The 16,324-nt window shown below is 74.0% G+C and carries 15 protein-coding genes; 10 read left to right on the forward strand and 5 right to left on the reverse strand.

From position 1 onward, the window contains the following. Window positions 1-141 precede the first annotated feature (141 nt). Window positions 142-1,584 (forward strand): adenylosuccinate lyase, encoded by a 1,443-nt coding sequence (gene purB / locus ACZ64A_RS17835; RefSeq protein WP_469811270.1) that lies wholly within the window; start codon window positions 142-144, stop codon window positions 1,582-1,584. A 13-nt stretch (window positions 1,585-1,597) separates the two neighbouring features. Next, complete coding sequence (gene mug, locus ACZ64A_RS17840) at window positions 1,598-2,143, forward strand: G/U mismatch-specific DNA glycosylase (RefSeq protein WP_469811271.1); 546 nt, start codon at window positions 1,598-1,600, stop codon at window positions 2,141-2,143. A 180-nt stretch (window positions 2,144-2,323) separates the two neighbouring features. Here the strand turns inward: mug and ACZ64A_RS17845 are convergent, their stop codons facing one another. The 3 genes from ACZ64A_RS17845 to ACZ64A_RS17855 are packed head-to-tail and all read right to left on the reverse strand — an operon-like array spanning window position 2,324 to window position 4,486. Continuing rightward, a complete protein-coding gene (locus ACZ64A_RS17845; RefSeq protein ID WP_469811272.1) occupies window positions 2,324-2,767 on the reverse strand; it encodes a hypothetical protein in 444 nt (147 codons plus the stop codon). A 58-nt stretch (window positions 2,768-2,825) separates the two neighbouring features. Continuing rightward, on the reverse strand, window positions 2,826-3,548 hold the full coding sequence (locus ACZ64A_RS17850) for an ABC-2 transporter permease (RefSeq protein ID WP_469811273.1): 723 nt from the start codon (window positions 3,546-3,548) through the stop codon (window positions 2,826-2,828). 2 nt (window positions 3,549-3,550) lie between these two features. Further along, window positions 3,551-4,486, reverse strand: a complete 936-nt coding sequence (locus tag ACZ64A_RS17855) for an ATP-binding cassette domain-containing protein (RefSeq protein ID WP_469811274.1) — start codon at window positions 4,484-4,486, stop codon at window positions 3,551-3,553. Between the two features lie 109 nt (window positions 4,487-4,595). Here ACZ64A_RS17855 and ACZ64A_RS17860 point away from each other — a divergent pair, with 109 nt between their 5' ends. From ACZ64A_RS17860 to ACZ64A_RS17875, 4 genes are all read left to right on the forward strand, one after another. Beyond that, window positions 4,596-5,765, forward strand: coding sequence for a sensor histidine kinase (locus ACZ64A_RS17860; protein WP_469811275.1), 1,170 nt, complete (start codon window positions 4,596-4,598; stop codon window positions 5,763-5,765). Window positions 5,766-5,779: 14 nt separating this feature from the next. Next, window positions 5,780-6,442 (forward strand): response regulator transcription factor, encoded by a 663-nt coding sequence (locus ACZ64A_RS17865; protein ID WP_469811276.1) that lies wholly within the window; start codon window positions 5,780-5,782, stop codon window positions 6,440-6,442. 107 nt (window positions 6,443-6,549) lie between these two features. Then, a complete protein-coding gene (locus tag ACZ64A_RS17870; protein WP_469811277.1) occupies window positions 6,550-7,707 on the forward strand; it encodes an ROK family transcriptional regulator in 1,158 nt (385 codons plus the stop codon). 63 nt (window positions 7,708-7,770) lie between these two features. Further along, a complete protein-coding gene (locus ACZ64A_RS17875; protein ID WP_469811278.1) occupies window positions 7,771-8,517 on the forward strand; it encodes an endonuclease/exonuclease/phosphatase family protein in 747 nt (248 codons plus the stop codon). A gap of 369 nt (window positions 8,518-8,886) precedes the next feature. Here ACZ64A_RS17875 and ACZ64A_RS17880 read toward each other — a convergent pair whose 3' ends face one another. Next, window positions 8,887-9,648, reverse strand: coding sequence for a GntR family transcriptional regulator (locus ACZ64A_RS17880; protein WP_469811279.1), 762 nt, complete (start codon window positions 9,646-9,648; stop codon window positions 8,887-8,889). A gap of 231 nt (window positions 9,649-9,879) precedes the next feature. Here ACZ64A_RS17880 and ACZ64A_RS17885 point away from each other — a divergent pair, with 231 nt between their 5' ends. The 3 genes from ACZ64A_RS17885 (at window position 9,880) to ACZ64A_RS17895 (ending at window position 14,192) form a co-directional block, all read left to right on the forward strand. Then, window positions 9,880-10,713: an alpha/beta fold hydrolase gene (locus ACZ64A_RS17885; RefSeq protein WP_469811280.1), complete on the forward strand. Its 834-nt coding sequence runs from the start codon at window positions 9,880-9,882 to the stop codon at window positions 10,711-10,713. Between the two features lie 211 nt (window positions 10,714-10,924). After that, the gene (locus ACZ64A_RS17890) at window positions 10,925-12,508 is read left to right on the forward strand and encodes an alkaline phosphatase D family protein (protein WP_469811281.1); all 1,584 of its coding nucleotides are present in this window, start codon (window positions 10,925-10,927) and stop codon (window positions 12,506-12,508) included. 214 nt (window positions 12,509-12,722) lie between these two features. Continuing rightward, window positions 12,723-14,192 carry a GNAT family N-acetyltransferase gene (locus ACZ64A_RS17895; protein ID WP_469811283.1) on the forward strand — a complete coding sequence of 490 codons (1,470 nt, stop codon included), beginning with the start codon at window positions 12,723-12,725 and terminating at the stop codon, window positions 14,190-14,192. Window positions 14,193-14,423: 231 nt separating this feature from the next. Here ACZ64A_RS17895 and ACZ64A_RS17900 read toward each other — a convergent pair whose 3' ends face one another. Continuing rightward, window positions 14,424-15,632, reverse strand: coding sequence for a trans-sulfuration enzyme family protein (locus ACZ64A_RS17900; RefSeq protein WP_469811284.1), 1,209 nt, complete (start codon window positions 15,630-15,632; stop codon window positions 14,424-14,426). 123 nt (window positions 15,633-15,755) lie between these two features. Between ACZ64A_RS17900 and ACZ64A_RS17905 the strand changes: the two genes are divergently transcribed. Further along, window positions 15,756-16,244 carry an Lrp/AsnC family transcriptional regulator gene (locus ACZ64A_RS17905; RefSeq protein WP_361626484.1) on the forward strand — a complete coding sequence of 163 codons (489 nt, stop codon included), beginning with the start codon at window positions 15,756-15,758 and terminating at the stop codon, window positions 16,242-16,244. Window positions 16,245-16,324: the final 80 nt, after the last annotated feature.

The following is a 16,324-nucleotide window of genomic DNA, read 5'->3' on the forward strand; positions in this document are numbered from 1 at the left end:
CTGCGGCCCTGTTCAGGGTGGGTGATCGCGCCCGGTGCCGGAGAGAGCGGCGTGCTCCGAGGACGTGACCGAGGTCTCGTAGGTTCCGCCCAGCGGGGCCGCGGCGCTGGCCTGCAGGAATCGCCAGTAGAATCTGGACACGTGACTTCTGCGCCCGCCAAGCCCCGCATCCCCAACGTCCTCGCCGGACGCTACGCCTCCGCCGAGCTCGCCACGCTCTGGTCGCCCGAGCAGAAGGTGAAGCTGGAGCGTCAGCTCTGGCTCGCCGTGCTGCGTGCCCAGAAGGACCTCGGGATCGAGGTTCCGGACGAGGCGATCGCCGACTACGAGCGCGTCCTCGACACCGTCGACCTGGCCTCCATCGCCGAGCGCGAGAAGGTCACGCGGCACGACGTGAAGGCCCGTATCGAGGAGTTCAACGACCTCGCCGGGCACGAGCACGTGCACAAGGGCATGACCTCCCGCGACCTCACCGAGAACGTCGAGCAGCTGCAGATCCGGCTCTCGCTGGAGCTGATGCGCGACCGCACGGTGGCGGTGCTGGCGCGCCTCGGCAAGCTCGCGGGCGAGTACGGCGAGCTGGTCATGGCCGGCCGCTCCCACAACGTCGCCGCCCAGGCCACCACCCTCGGCAAGCGCTTCGCGACCGCCGCCGACGAGCTGCTCGTCGCCTACGGCCGCCTCGAGGAGCTGCTCGGCCGCTACCCGCTGCGCGGCATCAAGGGCCCGGTCGGCACCGCGCAGGACATGCTGGACCTGCTCGGCGGTGACGCCGCCAAGCTGGCCGACCTGGAGAACCGGATCGCGGGCCACCTGGGCTTCGCGCAGGCCTTCACCTCCGTCGGCCAGGTCTACCCGCGCTCGCTGGACTACGAGGTCGTCACCGCGCTGGTGCAGCTGGCGGCCGCGCCCTCGTCGCTGGCCAAGACGATCCGCCTGATGGCCGGGCACGAGCTGGTCACCGAGGGCTTCAAGCCGGGCCAGGTCGGCTCCTCCGCGATGCCGCACAAGATGAACACCCGCTCCTGCGAGCGCGTCAACGGCCTCATGGTCATCCTGCGCGGCTATGCCTCGATGACCGGCGAGCTGGCCGGCGACCAGTGGAACGAGGGCGACGTGTCCTGCTCCGTGGTCCGCCGCGTCGCGCTGCCGGACGCGTTCTTCGCGCTGGACGGCCTGCTGGAGACGTTCCTGACCGTCCTCGACGAGTTCGGCGCCTTCCCGGCGGTCGTGGCCCGCGAGCTGGACCGCTACCTGCCGTTCCTGGCCACCACCAAGGTGCTCATGGGCGCGGTGCGCGGGGGCGTCGGCCGTGAGGTCGCGCACGAGGCGATCAAGGAGAACGCCGTCGCCACCGCCCTGGCGATGCGCGAGCAGGGCGCCGAGCGCAACGACCTGCTGGACAAGCTCGCCGCCGACGAGCGCCTGCCGCTCGACCGCGAGCAGCTCGCGGCGCTGATGGCCGACAAGCTGTCCTTCACGGGCGCCGCCGCCGACCAGGTCGCCACGGTGGTCGGCCGCGTCGAGGAGATCGTCAAGCAGCACCCCGAGGCCGCGGGCTACACGCCCGGCGCGATCCTCTGACCTGCCCCGCACGATGCCCCGTTTCACCCAGGCGGAGCTGGAGGCCGCCCGCGAGCGTCCCGTACCGGACGTGGTCGCGGACGGCCTCCGCGTGCTGTTCTGCGGCATCAACCCCGGGTTGATGAGCGCCGCGACGGGCCATCACTTCGCCCGCCCCGGCAACCGCTTCTGGCCGGTCCTGCACCTGTCCGGCTTCACACCCCGTCTGCTGACCCCCGCCGAGCAGCACGAACTGCCGGCGTACGGGCTCGGCATCACCAACGTCGTCGCCCGGCCGACGGCCCGCGCCGACGAACTGAGCGCCGAGGAGTACCGGGAGGGCGGCCGGCTGCTGACCGCCAAGGTCGAGCGGCTGCGGCCGCGCTGGCTCGCCGTCGTCGGCATCACCGCCTACCGGGCCGCCTTCGCGGACCGCACAGCGCAGGTCGGGCCGCAGGAGCGCACGATCGGGGACACCCGTGTGTGGGTGCTGCCCAATCCGAGCGGGCTGAACGCGCACTGGACCGTCACGACCATGGCCGAGGAGTTCGCTCGGCTGCGGCGGGCAGCCGAGGACTGAGCGACGCGAGGCTGCGGCGGGCCGCCGAGGACTGAGCGGCGCGAGGCTGCGGCGGGCGGTCGAGCACCAAGCCGCCCCGGCTGCGGCCTGCCGCCCGGGGTACGGCAGGTCGCCCGGGTGTGGCGGGCCGCCGAGGATCAGGCCGCGTGGCCGCGGTCGGGTCGCCGAGACCAGGGCCGGTCAGGGCGGGTCTATCTCCGTGACGGCGGCGACCAGTTGTATCTCGTCGGCCGGGTCCCGGTCCGCGACGCCGAGCGCGACCCAGCGGCCGTCGTGGCCCGTCCGCCACACATTCAACTCGTCAGTACGCAGGCTGAGGCCGGCCCAGGGCTCGGGGATCTCCTCGCCCCTCGCCCAGCGTTCCCGCACGGTCAGCTGGCCCCACGGGGGCTGCTCGCCCCAGCGCTCGTCCAGGCGCCGGGCGAGCCCGTCCCGGCCGGCGTGGAAGTCCCTCGTCGTCCGCTCCCGCACCTGGGCGTCCGCCGCGCGCATCCCGTGGCTCGTCTCCAGACCCGCCGTGTAGTAACCGGGTCCGCCCGTGCCGAGGTCCCACCGGCATTCCTCCTCGGGGAACTCCCGGTCGCACAGCCGGTCGATCACGGCCAGGTACGTCGCGATGTCCATGTGATCCAGTAAAGCGGCCCCCACTGACAATTGGCGGGGCGTCAACCCCCGCTCCGGCTCAGGCGTCCCTGCGCCGCACGCTCCACATCCCTGCCCCCAGGGCGGCCGCCGTCCACAGCGCGGTCACCGCGAGCCCCGTCCAGGGTCCGAGCGCGCCCTGCGGGTGCTGGTGCATCACGGCCTGGCCGGCCCGGTCGGGCAGCAGGTCGGCGACACCGGCGGACACGTCACCGATGACGAAGGACACGATGAGCAGCAAGGGGATGAGCACGCTCAGGGTCGCGACGCCGCTGCGCAGCACGGCCGTGAGTCCGACCGCGAACAGGGCCATGAGCATCAGGTAGATGCCGCAGCCCGCGGCTCCCCGCAGTTCCTCGCCCGCCGACAGTCCCGCAGCCTTCTCCCCGAGCACCGCCCGGCCGATCGCCAGGGTGACGACGCCCGTGACCAGGCCGGCGGCCAGGGCTGGCAGGGCCACCGCCGTCGCCTTCGCGGCGAACCAGCGGCCCCGGTGGGGTACGGCGGCCAGGGAGACGCGCAGCGCGCCGCCCTGGAACTCCGCCGCCATGGCCGTCGTACCGAAGGCGATGGCGGCGATCTGGCCGAAGCTGACGCCGAAGAAGGCCGAGAAGAGGGGGTCGAAGTCGGTGCCGCCGGTGTCCAGGGCTGCGAGCGCGGAGAAGGCGGCGGTGGCGGCCAGGACCACGCCGAGGCTCATGAGCTGCGAGCGCAGTGTCCTGATCTTGATCCACTCGGCGTGCAGGGCGGGGGTGAATCCCATGGTCAGGCCTCCTGACGGGCTGCGGTGGACTCGGCTGCGGTGAACTCGGCTTCCGCCGCGGTGAGATCGAGATAGGCCTGCTCCAGCGTGCCCTCCTCGGCGGCCAGTTCGAGGAGGGGTACGCCGGCCGCGGACGCGATCCGGCCGATGTCCTCCACGCGCGCGTGGGGCACGCTCCATGCCCCGTCGTCCGCCTCGGTGGCGTCGTGGCCGTGCCGGGCGAGCGCCTCCTTCAGTGCGACGCCGTCCGTGGTGCGCACCCGGACGCGAGGCTGTACGCGTGCGTCGATGAAGGCGCGCATCGGCATGTCGGCGAGCAGCCGCCCTCGGCCGAGCACCAGGAGGTGGTCGGCGAAGGACGCCGTCTCGTTCATCAGGTGGCTGGAGACCAGGACTGTGCGGCCCTCGTCGGCGAGCCGGCGCAGCAGATGACGGATCCAGACGATCCCTTCGGGGTCGAGGCCGTTGGCGGGCTCGTCGAGCATCACCACCCGCGGGTCGCCGAGCAGGGCGGCGGCGATGCCGAGGCGCTGGCGCATGCCCAGGGAGTACGTCTTCACCCTGCGGTGCGCGGCAGGGGCGAGCCCGGTCTCCTCCAGCACCTGCTCGACCCGGCGCGGCGCGATGCGGTTGCTCGCGGCGAGGGCGAGCAGATGGGCGCGGGCGGTGCGGGAGCCGTGCGCGGACTGCGCGTCCAGCAGGGCGCCGACCTCGCGGAGCGGTTCGCCCAGGGTGGCGTAGGGACGGCCGCCGACGGTCGCGGTGCCGGCGGTCGGCCGGTCCAGGCCGAGGACGAGCCGCATGGTGGTGGACTTCCCGGCGCCGTTGGGGCCGAGGAAGCCGGTCACGCGGCCGGGTTCGACGCGGAAGGTGAGGTGGTCGACGGCGCGCCGGGAGCCGTACTCCTTGGTGAGGTCGTGGACGTCGATGCGGGTCATGGCCCTCACCCTGACGGGCCGTCGGGGTCCGGCTCCTCCCCCGCCGGTGGAGATCGTCTCCCCCGTGCGAGGGAGGTCCGTTGTCAGTGGCGGCTGGCACGATGACGTCATGATCCGCTGGTTGCGCCCGTTCGCTCGGGCCGTCACGTACACACGGTGGCTGCATCTGTTCGTGGCCGTCGTGTGGCCGGCGATGTGGCTGTTCATCGACGAGGCCTGGTGGGCGCCGGCCACCGCGGCCGTGGTGCTCGGCCTGTCCGGTCTGATCCCGGCGATGCGGACCGTGGAGGGCTTCCAGGCCCGGCTGTTGCTTCTCGGCCGCCGCCGGGACGGCCAGGCGCCGCTGATCGTCACCGACCCGGCGAAGACGTGGGGCGACCGCGGGCGGCTCGTGCTCTGGCTGGAGGTCCGGCTGCTGCTGGGCGCCCTGGTCTCCCAGCTGACCTTCCAACTGCCCCTGATGACAGCTGATCTGGTCCGGGCGGCGGTGGGCGGCCGGGGGGACAGCGGCGGAGGGCTGCGCCTGCCCGGCCATCACTGGGGATACGCGGTCCTCGCGCCGCTGCCGCTGCTCCTGCTGCCGGTCGTCGTCCTGGCCGGCGGCGAGCTGATCACCCGTGTCGCCCTGCGTCTGCTCGGGCCCTCACCGGCGGAGCGGCTCGCCGCGCTGGAGGAGCGCACCGAACAACTGCTGGAACGCAACCGCATCGCCCGCGAGCTGCACGACTCCATCGGGCACGCGCTGACGGTGGCGGTCGTCCAGGCGGGCGCGGCCCGCGCGGCGGGCGATCCGGAGTTCACGGACCGGGCGCTGGCGGCCATCGAGGACACGGGCCGGGCGGCGCTGGAGGACCTGGAGCGGGTGCTGGGCGTCCTGCGGGAGGCGGAGCGGCCGGTGAGCAGCCGGCCGACGCTCGCGGAGGCCGGGCGGCTGCTGGAGTCCGCGCGGGCGTCGGGCGCCGAGGTCGACGCCGAGCTGAGCGGCCCGCTGGAGACGGTGCCGGGGCCGGTCTCCCGTGAGGGGTACCGCATGTTGCAGGAGTCCCTGACCAACGTGCTGCGCCACGCGGGCTCGGTGCCGGTGCGGGTGCGGGTCGCCGCGGACGAGGCCCGGCTCCTGCTGGAGGTGCGCAATCCGCTGCCCGGCGAGATACCAGGGCCCGGCCGGGGCAGCGGGCTGCGCGGTATCCGCGAGCGGGCGGCCCTGCTCGGCGGCCGGGCGCACACGGGCCCCGACGGGACCGACTGGCAGGTGCACGTCGAGCTGCCGGTGGGGTGATCTAGGCTGGCCGGATGCCGGTCAGCGTTCTCCTCGTCGACGACGAACCCCTGGTCCGCGCGGGTCTGCGGGCCGTGCTGGAGGCCCAGTCCGACATCGAGGTCGTCGGGGAGGCGGCCGACGGGGCCGCGGTGATCCCGCTGGTGCGGCAGTTGCGGCCCGACGTGGTCGCCATGGACGTACGGATGCCTCTGCTGGACGGCATCGAGGCCACGCGCGCGGTGCTGCGCACCGTGCCCGATCCGCCGAAGATCCTCGTGGTGACGACGTTCGAGAACGACGAGTACGTGTACGGGGCGCTGCGCGCGGGCGCGGACGGGTTTCTGCTGAAGCGGGCCCGCCCGGCGGAGATCGTGCATGCCGTCCGGCTCGTGGCGGAGGGCGAGTCACTGCTCTTCCCGGCCTCGGTACGGCGCATGGCCGCCGAGTACGGGGACAGCGGCGGCAATCGAGCGGCCCGTGACCTGCTGGAGCGGGCGCGGCTGACCGAGCGGGAGGGCGAGGTGCTCCGGTTGATGGCCCGCGGGCTGTCGAACGCGGAGATCGCCGCACGGCTCGTCGTCGGCACGGAGACGGTGAAGTCGCATGTGAGCGGTGTCCTCGCGAAGCTGGGGGCACGGGACCGCACGCAGGCGGTGATCGTCGCCTACGAGTCGGGCTTCGTCACCCCGGGCTGAGCCGGCCGCGGCACGCCGGGGCCGGTCCGGTACGGCCCGCGTCTCGCCGGTGCCCGGCGTGCCGAGTACGATCCCGCCAACACGCGCACGAGCTGGGAGGACGGACGGTGGGGCGGCTGACCGGCGGGGATCCCTCGCTGCTGCGAAGGATCAATTCCGCGGTGGTGCTGCACGCGCTGCGGGCCACGGACTGCGCGACGCTGACGGAGGTCACCCGGGTCACCGGGCTGTCCCGGCCGACCGTCGAGGGCGTCGTGGACGATCTCATCCAGGCCGGCCTGGTGGTCGAGAAGGCGGCCGAGGAGGGCACGGCACGACGTCAGGGCCGCCCGGCGCGGAGGTTCCGGTTCCGCGCGGAGGCGGGGCATCTGCTGGGCGTGGAGATCGGCGCGCACCGGGTGGCCGCGCTGCTCGCGGACCTCGACGGGCGGGTGGTGGGCGCGCAGGCCAAGGACGTCGAGGAGGCGGCCGGGGCGGACGAGCGGCTGGAGCGGGTGCGGACCGCGGTGGCGGAGCTGCTGCGCCGCGCCGGGGTGCCGCGCAGCTCGCTGCGCGCGGTCGGCGTGGCCACGCCGGGGATCGTGGAGGCCGACGGGACGGTACGGCTGGGCACCGCGCTGCCCGGCTGGACGGGACTGCGGCTGGGCGAGCGGCTGAGCCGTTCCTTCAAGTGCCCGGTGCTGGTGGAGAACGACGCCAACGCGGCGGCCGTGGCGGAGCACTGGAAGGGCGCCGCCACCGAGTCCGACGACGTCGTGTTCGTCCTGGCGGGGCTGAGCCCGGGCGCGGGGGCGCTGATCGGCGGGCGCCTGCACCGGGGCTACGGCGGCGCGGCCGGCGAGATCGGCGCACTGCACCTGCTGGGGCGCGAGGCGACACCGGAGACCCTGCTGTCGACGACCGACGAGCCGCTGCACCCGCTGGACGAACAGGCCGTGGCCGCGGTGTTCACCCAGGCCCGCGAGGGCGACCTGCGGGCCCGTGCGGCGGTGGACCGTTTCATCCAGCGCCTCGTGCACGACGTGGCCGCGCTGGTGCTGGCGCTGGACCCGGAGCTGGTCGTGATCGGCGGCTGGGCGGCCGGTCTGGACGGGGTGCTCGCCCCGCTGAGCAAGGAGCTGTCCCGCTACTGTCTGCGGCCGCCGAAGGTGACCCTGTCGCTGCTGGGCGAGGCGGCGGTGGCGACGGGCGCCCTGCGGTTGGCACTGGACCATGTGGAGGAGCAGCTGTTCGCCGTGGACGGCACGGTGACCGCCCGCCGATGATCCCTTGGGGAAGGCGACGCGTCATGGCCGAGGACGTCGGGGTACGAGGCGAAAGGGAAAGCCGTGCGGGATCTGCCCGAGTCGGCGACGGAGCCGGACGGCTCCGTGGTCGTGCGTGTGCTCAGTTACAACGTCCGTTCCATGCGCGACGACGTCACGGCCCTCGCCCGGGTGATCCGGGCCTGCCGGCCCGACGTGGTCTGCGTGCAGGAGGCACCGCGGTTCTTCCGCTGGCGCAAGGCCGCGGCCCGCCTCGCCCACTCCTCCGGGCTGGTGTACGTCTCGGGCGGTGCCACCGCCTCCGGCCCCATGATCCTCTCCTCGCTCCGCGCCCATGTGGAGCACACCGAGGACGTCCTGCTGCCCCGCACCCCCGGCCTGCACCAGCGCGGCTTCGCGACCGCCGTCCTGCGGTTCGGCCGGTCCCGGCTGGGCGTGCTCAGCTGTCACCTGAGCATCCAGGACGAGGAGCGCTACGAGCAGGGCCGGCTGCTCCTGGAGCGGCTGTCCGCCTTGGGCGTGCCGCACGCCGTCGCCGCGGGAGACATCAACGACCGGCCCGACGGGCGCACCTTCGGGCTGCTCGCGGACGCCCTGCAGGACTGCTGGGCGACGAAGCCGTGGGGACGCGAGCACACCACGCGGCTGGGCGACCCGCTCCAGCGGATCGACGCGGTCTTCGCGACGGCGGGGATCCGGGTGCTGGGCTGCGGGGTGCCGATGGGGCTTCCCGGGATCGCGGAGCGGGACCTGAGGGCGGCCACGGATCACCTGCCGGTGCTGGCCGCGTTGCACGTGCCCGCCGCGTGACGCGGGACACCGGGAACGCCTCGTCCGGTGCCCTGAGCGGCCTGTGCGGGCCTGCGGCCGGTCCGGGCCGTGACAGACAGCGCGCCTTCGAAGCCGGCCTCGCGCCATTGGCCCGTACCCCTCCCGGGTCGGTCCCGCGACCGGCCGTACCCCTCTCCGGCCGGTCCGTCGCACCTGGCCGGCCCACGGGCGCGGCTGAGGTGACGAGGGGTCAGGACGGCCGCTGCTCCGGATCGGGGCAGGACGCGCGGCGCTCCGACTCGGAGGCGGGTCAGGACGGCTGGCGCCCCGGCTCGGGCGCGGTCAGGACGCGCCGCGCTCCGAGTTGGGGACAGGTCAGGACACCCGGCGCTCCGAGTTGGGGACAGCTCAGGACGCGCGGCGCTCCGGGTCGTGGTGGATCTCCACGCCGCCGGAGTCGCCGAAGGTGAGCCGGCAGGTGTCGGCGCGATAGGTGGCGACGGACAGTGCGGCGGTGTGGCCACCGGCGAAGTAGCGGGTGGTGACGACGAGGACGGGCGCCCCGGGGAGCCGGTCCAGCGCCTTGGCGTCGTCGGCCCCGGCCGAGCCCAGCTCGACGGCGCGGTCCTGGCCTGCCGCCTCCCGGCGCTGCAGTTCGCGCAGCACGGCGCGGGCGCGGGCCGGACCGGAGGGTGCGTCGATGCCGGTCAGCTCGGGCACGGAGGCCCGCGGGATGTAGAGCAGCTCCGCGGCGACCGTCTGGCCGTTGTTGACGCGGGTGCGGCGCACGATGTGCACCGCCTCGTCGCGGCCGGTCTCCAGGGCGTCGGCGACCGCGGCGGGCGGCACGGCCAGGTCGCAGTCGACCGGCTGCCAGGCGTCGCCGCCTGCGCTCGGCCAGGTGTGTTCCTCGGTGCCGACGGCCACGCCCATGCGGGGCGGCGCGACGGTGGTGCCCACGCCGCGGCGGCGCTGCAGGCGGCCTTCCAGCTCGAGCTGTTCCAGGGCCTGTCGGAGGGTGGCGCGGGCGACGCCGAAGCGGGCGGCCAGCTCACGCTCGTTGGGCAGGATCTCACCGACCGCGAACTCGGAGTCGAGCGCCTCGGTGAGAACGGTCTTGAGGTGCCAGTACTTGGGTTCCGGCACCGTCTCCAGCTGCGTGGTCCCCACCCTGTCCTCCGCGATGCCTGATCCGGCGGCGTTTAGCGCCCTTGTTTATTAAAGGTTGTTGCACTTGTCTGTGACCATAAGACGGCCCACACCCTTGGTCAAGACCAATCCTCGGTCTCCCGTCGGGTTCACCGGCGCGCGGCCGAGCCGCGCTTGGGGGCTACCCGCCAGTAGCAATTACTGACAAGCTGTCTACTCGGCGTCCGTCCGTGAGTCCCCGAGGAGCCCCGCATGTCCGCCACGCTCTCCTTCAAGGTCCCCTCCCCGCACGGTCCGCAGCCGGTGACCGTCTCCTACGCGCGCGCGGGCCGCGGCGCCCCGCTGCTCCTGCTGCACGGCATCGGCCATCACCGGCAGGCCTGGGACCCCGTGGTGGACATCCTCGCCGCCGACCGTGACGTGATCGCCGTGGACCTGCCGGGATTCGGCGCCTCCCCCGCGCTGCCGCAGGCACTGGCGTACGACCTGCCCACGACGACCGCCGTGTTCGGTGCGCTGTGCGAGGCACTGGAACTCGACCGCCCGCATGTGGCGGGCAATTCCCTGGGCGGGCTGATCGCCCTGGAACTCGGCCGCGAGCGGCTGGTGCGGTCGGTCACCGCCCTGTCCCCGGCCGGCTTCTGGTCCGAGGCCGAACGGCGGTACGCGTTCGGCGTCCTGCTGGCCATGCGCGGCATCTCCCGCCGGCTGCCCCTGCCGCTGGTCGAGCAGCTGTCCCGCTCGACGGCCGGCCGCACGGTGCTGACCAGCACCATCTACGCCCGTCCCGGGCGCCGCGCCCCGCAGGCCGTGGTCGCCGAGACCCGGGCGCTGGCCGAGGCGACGGGGTTCGCGGCGACGCTCGCGGCCGGCGCCGCCGTCCGGTTCGACGACGACCTTCCCGGCATCCCGGTCACCGTGGCCTGGGGCAGCCGGGACCGCCTGCTGGTGCCCCGTCAGGGCGTGCGCGCCAAGCAGGTCATGCCGCGGGCCCGGCTGGTGCGGCTGCCCGGCTGCGGGCACTGCCCGATGAACGACGACCCGGCCCTGGTCGCGCGGGTCATCCTGGACGGCAGCCGAGACTGACGTCACACTCGCACCGGCAAAGGGCTGACGCTTCGTCAGCCCCTTTGCCGTACACCGGGACAGGTCGGCATCAGGGTGATCGGCCGGGGCTCGGCGCCGCCTGCGGCGGCCGGAACACAGGCAGTTGTTCACTTGTGGTTTCCGTGTGCGCCGGGGAGCGCCAGTAGGTGTGGGATGCACATCGGCTGATTCCCGCCCCTGGAGGCCCTTCATGTCGCACCGTCCGCATCCCGGCCGCCGCAGCGTGCTGCGCGGCTCGCTGGCCGCGTCGGCGGCCCTGTCCCTGCCGGCCGGGCTCGGCGCCGCACCGGCGTTCGCGCTCTTCGGGCGCCCCGAGGCGGGCTGGGGCGTGCAGGCGGGGGACGTGACCTCGGAGTCCGGTCTGATCTGGGTGCGGTCGGACCGCGCCGCCCGCATGATCGTCGAGACGTCGGCGACCGAGTCGTTCCGCAACCCGCACCGCCGGCTGGGCCCTCTGCTCGGCCCGGACACCGACTTCACCGGGACGACCCGGCTGCACGGCCTGCCGCCCGGCGAGCAGATCCACTACCGGGTACGGCTCGCCGACCCCGACGACCCGCGCCGTACCGGCGAAGCCGTGACCGGAACCTTCCGCACGGCGCCCGTACGGCGCCGGCAGGGCGTGCGGTTCGTGTGGTCCGGCGATCTGGCCGGCCAGGGCTGGGGCATCAACGAGTCCATCGGCGGCTACCGCATCTTCGACGCGATGGCGAAGCTGGACCCGGACTTCTTCCTGTGCAGCGGCGACACCGTCTACGCCGACGGCCCCGTCGCGGCCACGGCCGCGCTGCCGGACGGCTCGGTGTACCGGTCGGTGACCAGCGAGGAGAAGTCGCACGTCGCCGTGACGCTGGCCGACTACCGCGGCAACTTCCGCTACAACCTGCTCGATGCGGCGCTGCGCCGGTTCAACGCGCAGGTGCCGAACATCGTCCAGTGGGACGACCACGAGGTCCGCAACAACTGGTACCCGGGCGAGGTCATCGCCTCCGGCACCCCCTACCCGGCCGGCACCCGGCTGGACGACCTGGCGGCGCGCGCCCGGCGTGCCTTCGCCGAGTACTTCCCCGTCTCCAGCCTGGGCGCGCGCGGTGACGGCCGCATCTACCGCGTCGTCCACCACGGCCCGTTGCTGGACGTCTTCGTGCTCGACATGCGGACCTACCGCAACGCCAACTCCCCCGACGACCAGACCACCGACCCGCAGGGCATCCTCAGCCGTGAGCAGCTGGAGTGGCTCAAGCGGGAGCTGGCCCGCTCGCGCGCGGTGTGGAAGGTGATCGCCGCGGACATGCCGCTCGGACTGGTGGTGCCGGACGGGGTGGAGGGCAGAGCGAACTTCGAGGCGGTGGCGCAGGGCGATCCGGGCGTCCCGCTCGGCCGTGAGCTGCAGATCGCCGAGCTGCTGCGGTTCGTCAAGCACCGGCGGATCACGGGCACGGTGTGGCTGACCGCCGACGTGCACCACACCTCGGCCCAGCACTACGACCCCTCGCGGGCCGCGTTCAAGGACTTCGAGCCGTTCTGGGAGTTCGTCTCCGGACCGCTCAACGCGGGCGCCTTCCCGGCCAGCGCGCTCGACGGCACCTTCGGCCCCGACCGGGTGTTCGTGAAGGCGCCGGCCAGGGGGAACGTCTCGCCGGCCGAGGGCTACCAGTTCTTCGGCGAGGTCGACATCGACGGGGACAGCGGTGAGCTGACGGTCCGGCTGCGCGAGCAGGACGGCACGGTGCTGTTCACGCAGGTGCTCCAGCCGGGCCGCGTCGGCCAGTGAGAGGGGTGTGAGGGTTCGCGTACCCTCGGTGTCCGTGCCGCGCCCCGGCGTCATCCCCCGGAGCGCGGCGCGGGTCAACTCCCCGCCGGTGCGCGGCCGTCGACTCCCTCGCAACGCGACTGTGACGTAACGGGCAAAAACTCTGGAAGCACGCTTTACCCATCGGTCACAAGACGTTCGTGATCACGCAACACCGTTCCTCCACAGTGGGTGCATGAGGAGAGAGATTCCCGATGTGAAGCGTGCCCGGCACGGTCGGCCCGTCCACCACTGGCGGCGCGACGTGGTGGAGCTGGCCGCGATGTTCACGGCCGTGGCGGTCGCCGACGGCGTGGCCAACCTGATCGGGCACGGCCCCGACGGACCGGTGCTGCTGGTGGCGTCGGCGGTGGTGCTGACGGCCACGGCCGGCTTCCACACATGGTGGTCACGCAGGCACGGACACGCCCCGCCGACCGGTGATACCGGCGCCCGGCCGGGCTCCGCCGAGCCGCCGGCCGGGCAGGACGCCCCGGCGCCGCGGTCCGCGGACGCGGTGGGCGGCGAGAGCACCCTGTGGCGGATGCGTACGACCGTGCGGGACCAGCCAGGCTCGCTGGCCGCGCTGTGCACGGCCCTGGCCGACCACCAGGTCGACATCCTGAGCCTGCAGGCGCATCCGCTGGGCGACACCGCCGTGGACGAGTTCCTGCTGCGCTCCCCCGGCACCCTGACGGCCGCCGAGCTCATGCGGGTGGTGGCCCTGGCCGGCGGCACCGGCACCTGGACCGAGCGCGCCGACGCCCACGATCTGGTGGACGCCCCGACCCGGGTCCTGGGCCTGGCCACCCGTACCGCCCTGGACACCGCGGAGCTGCCGCTGGCGCTGCGCCAGCTGCTCGGCCGCTGCACCATCCGGTCGCTGCCCGCGTCCTCCTCCGGCGGCGCCGACGACGTCCCGGAGGAGGGTGTGCTGGAGGACACCGTGCTGCGGCTGCGGGCGCCCGAGGGCGGCGTCCTCACCGTGGAGCGGCCGTATCTGCCGTTCACGCCGACCGAGTTCGCGCGGGCCCGTGCGCTGGTGGAGCTGGACGCACGCCTCGGGCCGCGGGTCCCGGTCGGCGCGGACGTGCTGACACTGCCGGAGGGCAACCCGATCTCCGTGCGGCGGGCCGACACCGGGGACCTCGAGGCCGCGAAGGCGATGCACGAGCGGTGCTCGGCGCGCACGCTGTCCCTGCGTTACCACGGCCCGGTCAGGGACGCGGACCGCTATCTGAACCACCTGCTCAGCCCGCGCTTCGGACGCACCCTCGCCGTGCGGACCGCCTCCGGCCGCATCGTCGGCCTCGGCCATCTGCTCTGGGACGGCGACGAGACCGAGGTCGCCCTGCTCGTCGAGGACGAGTGGCAGCGGCGCGGTATCGGCGGCGAACTGCTCGGCCGGCTGGTCGCGATGGCGGTCGAGGCGGGCTGCGAGAGCGTGTACGCGGTCACGCAGGCCTCCAACACCGGGATGGTCGCCGCGATGCGCGGCCTCGGGCTGCCCCTCGACTACCAGATCGAGGAGGGCACGCTGGTCATCACCGCCCGCCTGGACGCGACCCCGGTCGGCTCCCGGCTCCCGTACGACCGGCAGCGTCCGGGTGCGGAGCGGTACGACGGCAGTGCGGCGCAGTACGACAGCAGCGTGCCGCGGGACTGAGGCGCCCCGGGGGGGCGGCCCGACGGTGTTCCGCCGGGCCGCCTCCCCCGTCGCCCTTGGCGCTGCTCCGCCGGACAGCCTCCCCGCCGGCCTTCGCGGCGATCCCCGGGACGCCCCCCGCCGGCCTTCGCGGCGATCCCCGGGACACCCCCCGTCGGCCTTCGCGGCGATCCGCCGAAGGCTCCCCCGGCCGTGGCGGTCAGGGCGGCGTGATCATGCTCTGCCCCTGGGTCAGCGCGCGGCGGCCGCGCTCGTCGTGGTCCTGTCCGCCGCCCCGGCGAGCGCCCCGTCCAGGTCGGCCCACAGGTCGTCCACGTCCTCCAGGCCCACCGACATCCGCAGCAGCCGGTCGCTCACGCCGGCCCCGCGGCGGTCGTCGGCGTCCACGATGCGGTGGCTGATGGACGCCGGGTGCTGGATCAGCGTGTCGACGCTGCCGAGGCTGACCGCCGGGGTGATCAGCCGTACCCCCGCGATGACCTCGTGCGGGTCGCCGTTCACCTCGAAGGCGACCATCGCGCCGCCGATGCGCGGGTAGTGGACGCGGGCCACACGCGGGTCGGCGGCGAGCCGGCGGGCGAGTTCGGCGGCGTTCGCGGAGGCGGCGCCCACCCGGACCGGCAGGGTGGACAGGCCGCGCAGCAGCAGATAGCCGGCCAGCGGGTGCAGGACGCCGCCGGTGGCGAACCGCACCTGGCGCAGCCGCCCGGCGAACTCCTCGTCGCAGGCCACCACGCCCGCCATCACATCGCCGTGGCCGCCGAGGTACTTGGTGGCGCTGTGCAGTACGAGGCGCGCGCCCCGCTCGGCGGGCCGCTGGAGCACCGGCGTGGCGAAGGTGTTGTCGGCGAGCAGCGGCACCGAGCCGCAGGAGTGGGCGACGGCCCGCAGGTCGATCTCCGCGAGGGTGGGGTTCGCCGGGGTCTCGACCATGACCAGGCCGGTGTCCGGGCGCAGCGCGTCGGCTATGCCGGCCGGGTCGGTCCAGGTCACCTCGGTGCCGAGCAGTCCGGCCGTGAGCAGGTGGTCGCTGCAGCCGTACAGCGGCCGTACGGCGACGACGTGCCGCAGGCCCAGCGAGGCGCGCACCAGCAGGACGGCGCTCAGCGCGGCCATGCCGCTGGCGAACGCGACCGCGGACTCGGTGCCCTCCAGCTTCGCCAGCGCGGTCTCGAAACGGGCGACGGTCGGGTTGCCGAGCCGGGCGTAGACGGGCGGGCCGTCCAGGTCGGCGCCGGTCGTCGCGAAGGCGTCGATCCGGGCGGCCTCACCGCGGCTGTCGTACGACGGGTACGTGGTCGACAGGTCGATGGGCGGGGCGTGCAGGCCCTGGCGGGCGAGGTCGTCGCGGCCGGCGTGCACGGCCTCCGTGGCCAGTGCTCTGCGGGTCGTACGGGCGGTGTCCACGGGCGCCTCCACAGGGGTCTCCTCGGGGTCCACGCGGGCACCCCTGGCCGTTCCAGGGGTCCCCCGGGCGGGGCGGCTGGAGATCAGCTCGACCCTGACCGGAAGGGTGAACACCGGCCGGGATGTTGTGGCCGAAACCCGTGCTACGTTCGGCGTATGGCCGAATCCGTCGTACTGGATCCGGTCGATCTGCATCTGCTACGGCTGCTGCAGAACGACGCCCGGACCACCTATCGGGACCTCGCCGCGCAGGTCGGGGTCGCCCCGTCGACCTGTCTGGACCGGGTGACGCGGCTGCGCCGCTCCGGCGTGATCCTCGGCCACCAGCTGCGGCTGAACCCGGCCAAGCTGGGGCGCGGCCTGGAGGCGCTGCTGTCCGTGCAGGTCAGACCGCACCGGCGGGAGCTGGTGGGACCGTTCGTCGAGCGCATCCGGGCGCTGCCGGAGTCCCGGACCGTCTTCCATCTCACCGGCCCCGACGACTACCTCGTGCACGTCGCGGTCGCGGACATGGCGGATCTGCAGCGCCTGGTCCTGGACGACTTCACCGCCCACCGTGAGGTGGCCCGCGTGGAGACCCGGCTGATCTTCCAGCAGTGGGACTGCGGGCCCCTGTTGCCGCCGGAGCGCCCGGGGACGCCGTGACGTGACGCCGGGGAGGCGCCGGTTCCGGTGTGCCGTCGGGCGGAATCCGGCCGCCTCGGGCAGCCGTAGGGGAAACCCGG

It is taken from the genome of Streptomyces sp. NPDC104814 (assembly GCF_055583185.1).

Coding starts and splice junctions, on each gene's coding strand:
- ACZ64A_RS17845 (WP_469811272.1), bottom strand. CDS start 2,767: ATGGACATCGCGACGTACCTGGCCGTGATCGACCGGCTGTGCGACCGG.
- ACZ64A_RS17895 (WP_469811283.1), top strand. CDS start 12,723: ATGAGGAGAGAGATTCCCGATGTGAAGCGTGCCCGGCACGGTCGGCCC.
- ACZ64A_RS17855 (WP_469811274.1), bottom strand. CDS start 4,486: ATGACCCGCATCGACGTCCACGACCTCACCAAGGAGTACGGCTCCCGG.
- ACZ64A_RS17885 (WP_469811280.1), top strand. CDS start 9,880: ATGTCCGCCACGCTCTCCTTCAAGGTCCCCTCCCCGCACGGTCCGCAG.
- ACZ64A_RS17905 (WP_361626484.1), top strand. CDS start 15,756: ATGGCCGAATCCGTCGTACTGGATCCGGTCGATCTGCATCTGCTACGG.
- mug (WP_469811271.1), top strand. CDS start 1,598: ATGCCCCGTTTCACCCAGGCGGAGCTGGAGGCCGCCCGCGAGCGTCCC.
- ACZ64A_RS17865 (WP_469811276.1), top strand. CDS start 5,780: ATGCCGGTCAGCGTTCTCCTCGTCGACGACGAACCCCTGGTCCGCGCG.
- ACZ64A_RS17860 (WP_469811275.1), top strand. CDS start 4,596: ATGATCCGCTGGTTGCGCCCGTTCGCTCGGGCCGTCACGTACACACGG.
- ACZ64A_RS17850 (WP_469811273.1), bottom strand. CDS start 3,548: ATGGGATTCACCCCCGCCCTGCACGCCGAGTGGATCAAGATCAGGACA.
- ACZ64A_RS17890 (WP_469811281.1), top strand. CDS start 10,925: ATGTCGCACCGTCCGCATCCCGGCCGCCGCAGCGTGCTGCGCGGCTCG.